Source organism: Alcanivorax sp. HI0083, assembly GCF_001635175.1.
Genome location: NZ_LWFX01001405.1, coordinates 1 through 2,182, shown reverse-complemented (window position 1 = coordinate 2,182; position 2,182 = coordinate 1). Strand labels below are relative to the sequence as shown.

Annotated in this window: 3 protein-coding genes; 1 reads left to right on the top strand and 2 read right to left on the bottom strand. The window is 60.1% G+C overall.

Annotated elements, in window-relative coordinates:
- Window positions 1-188: 188 nt before the first annotated feature.
- The gene (locus A3754_RS21300; protein WP_231880729.1) at window positions 189-584 is read right to left on the bottom strand and encodes a hypothetical protein; all 396 of its coding nucleotides are present in this window, start codon (window positions 582-584) and stop codon (window positions 189-191) included.
- A complete protein-coding gene (locus tag A3754_RS21295; protein WP_063521270.1) occupies window positions 550-810 on the bottom strand; it encodes a succinate dehydrogenase assembly factor 2 in 261 nt (86 codons plus the stop codon). Before A3754_RS21295 ends, A3754_RS21300 begins: the two co-directional genes overlap by 35 nt.
- A 151-nt stretch (window positions 811-961) precedes the next feature.
- Here A3754_RS21295 and A3754_RS21290 point away from each other — a divergent pair, with 151 nt between their 5' ends.
- A complete protein-coding gene (locus A3754_RS21290; protein WP_063521269.1) occupies window positions 962-1,909 on the top strand; it encodes a folate-binding protein YgfZ in 948 nt (315 codons plus the stop codon).
- Window positions 1,910-2,182 lie beyond the last annotated feature (273 nt).

The window sequence follows — 2,182 nt, the reverse complement described above, 5'->3', positions numbered from 1 at the left end:
CGAGACGAAATGGCGAGCGAAGTTCGTTACTATACGGACCAGTACTATCCCAATGTGCGTCGGCACATGGCACTGGGAGGAGTTTCCCCCAGTGCCTATGCTGCGACCGTTTAATCATTAGGTGTCTACTAAATCGGGGGCACTCCATTAATCGCGGCTTTTAGCTGTTAACTGTCCACTATCAACTGTCAACTGTGTTTCCTGTTCGTCCATAACCACTGATAAAACGGCTGCAACTTTGCCACCGGCGCCTGGTCCTCGAACACATGCAACCAGCCCTTCGGCGTTTGCATAGCCAGCCAGGGGCCATGGCGAATAACCCGCAGAGGGCGCTCCATCACCTGAGTGTGCTGGCCCGTTACCGTCAACGTCTGCGCGTGCAGTTCCAATGCCACCGGCTGGGGAAGGCGCCAGCCCCGCACCAACACGACCAGCGCCCCGAGCAACAGCAACATGGCCCAGCCCGGCAATTGCGACAGCACAATGGCCGGCACCACCAGCAACGCCGCCAACCAGCGCAGGCGCGCCGGATAGCGGGAAGCGGCGAGCTCAACCTTTCTTCGCGGAGACCAGGCCGAGGACATGGCGCACATACTCGTTTAACTGCGGGTCCGCAGGCTCACTGCGGTAGGTAAACCACTCGAACATGTCCGCATCCTCACAGGCCAGCAAGGTAGCGAACTGGGCCTGGCGCTCCGCCGGTTCCGCATCGAAGTGATTATCCAGGTAGCCATACAGCACCACCTCCACTTCCGACGCGCCCCGACGGCACTGCCAGCGATATTTACGTTTCAGGTCTTCATTACTCATTTCTGCACTATCCTGATCAGAAACTCCGGCGTCTTGCGCCAATTACCACCTATGGCTTTCAGGCTGTGCGCGCATTATCTATCATGCCTGATGATTTCTCGACTCCCCCGGAGTCGCACACCAAGTCACACGCTACGATGACAGGAGCCCCATGAGCTGGTCCGAGTTTATTGCCGCCCAATCCCTGGCCGACCACGCCGCGACGGATAATGCAGCGACATTGAGTCAATGCGACCACCTGGCCGTCATCCGCGCCCACGGCGACGAGGCCGGCCATTACCTGCAAGGCCAGCTTTCCTGCGACCTGCACGAAGTGGATAACGGCAGCCACCTCACCGGCATGCACCTGAGCCTGAAAGGCCGCGGGCTGGTCAGCGTACGCATCGTGCGAGACGGTGATGACTACCTGATGCTCTGCCCCGCCGGGCAAAGCGAGGCGGTGATCAAGTCGCTGATGAAGTACCGTCTGCGCGCCAAGGTGGAATTTCAGGTCGACGAGCAGGCGGTGATAATAGGGCTGAGCGGCGCCTTGCCTGCCACCTCGCCCGAACCCGGCCAGAGCGGACGTAACGGCCAGGGCCTCTGGTTGCGTTACCCCAATACGGATCACGCCCTGCTGATCACCGACACCGAACAGGCCGAATCCGTCTGGACCGTGCTCGTTCAGGACCGTACCGCCACCAATGCCAACGGCTGGCGGCAAGCCGACATCGACGCGGGCGAAGGCATGGTCTATCCCGGCGCAGAAGACCTGTTTCTGCCCCAGGTACTCAACTACGACGTCACCGCCGGGGTGAATTTCAAGAAAGGCTGCTACACCGGCCAGGAAGTGGTCGCGCGCATGCACTTCAAGGGCAAACTCAAGCAGCGCATGCAGCGCATTGATTACACCGCCGAGGTGGACCTGGCACCCGGCGAGACGCTTCGCAACAGCGACGGCAAGGCTGCCGGTGAAGTGGTCAGCAGCGCCCGCAATCATGCCGGGCACAGCGCACTGGTGGTACTGCGCCGCGATACTGACGGTGTGCTGTTCAAGGACGAGCAACCGCTAAACAGCCAGCTCGGCACCCTGCCCTATACATTGCCCTGGAAAGATTAAGACCCACGGAGCGCAAACGCTCTCGTAGGTCGAATTCACCCAAGGGCACAGAGAGCCTGAAAGGCGTAATCCGGCACATCGGTAGGCTCGATTGCCAGGTCGGCTGTCGGATTACGCCTTCGGCTAATTCGACCTTGTGTCTCTCCGGCGGAAGGATTTGCTACCCTTCCGCCACTGCTGGCGGGCAACCCGTATTCGACCTGAGGCCCTGAGCCTGTGATGTAGATAGGTCCCGCCAGCATTTCTCTCAAAACTTGAACGGTATCCGAGCCC

Bases quoted from the DNA above. Each gene is read 5' to 3' on its own strand.
- A3754_RS21290 (WP_063521269.1), top strand. From the start codon at position 962: ATGAGCTGGTCCGAGTTTATTGCCGCCCAATCCCTGGCCGACCACGCC.
- A3754_RS21300 (WP_231880729.1), bottom strand. From the start codon at position 584: ATGTCCTCGGCCTGGTCTCCGCGAAGAAAGGTTGAGCTCGCCGCTTCC.
- A3754_RS21295 (WP_063521270.1), bottom strand. From the start codon at position 810: ATGAGTAATGAAGACCTGAAACGTAAATATCGCTGGCAGTGCCGTCGG.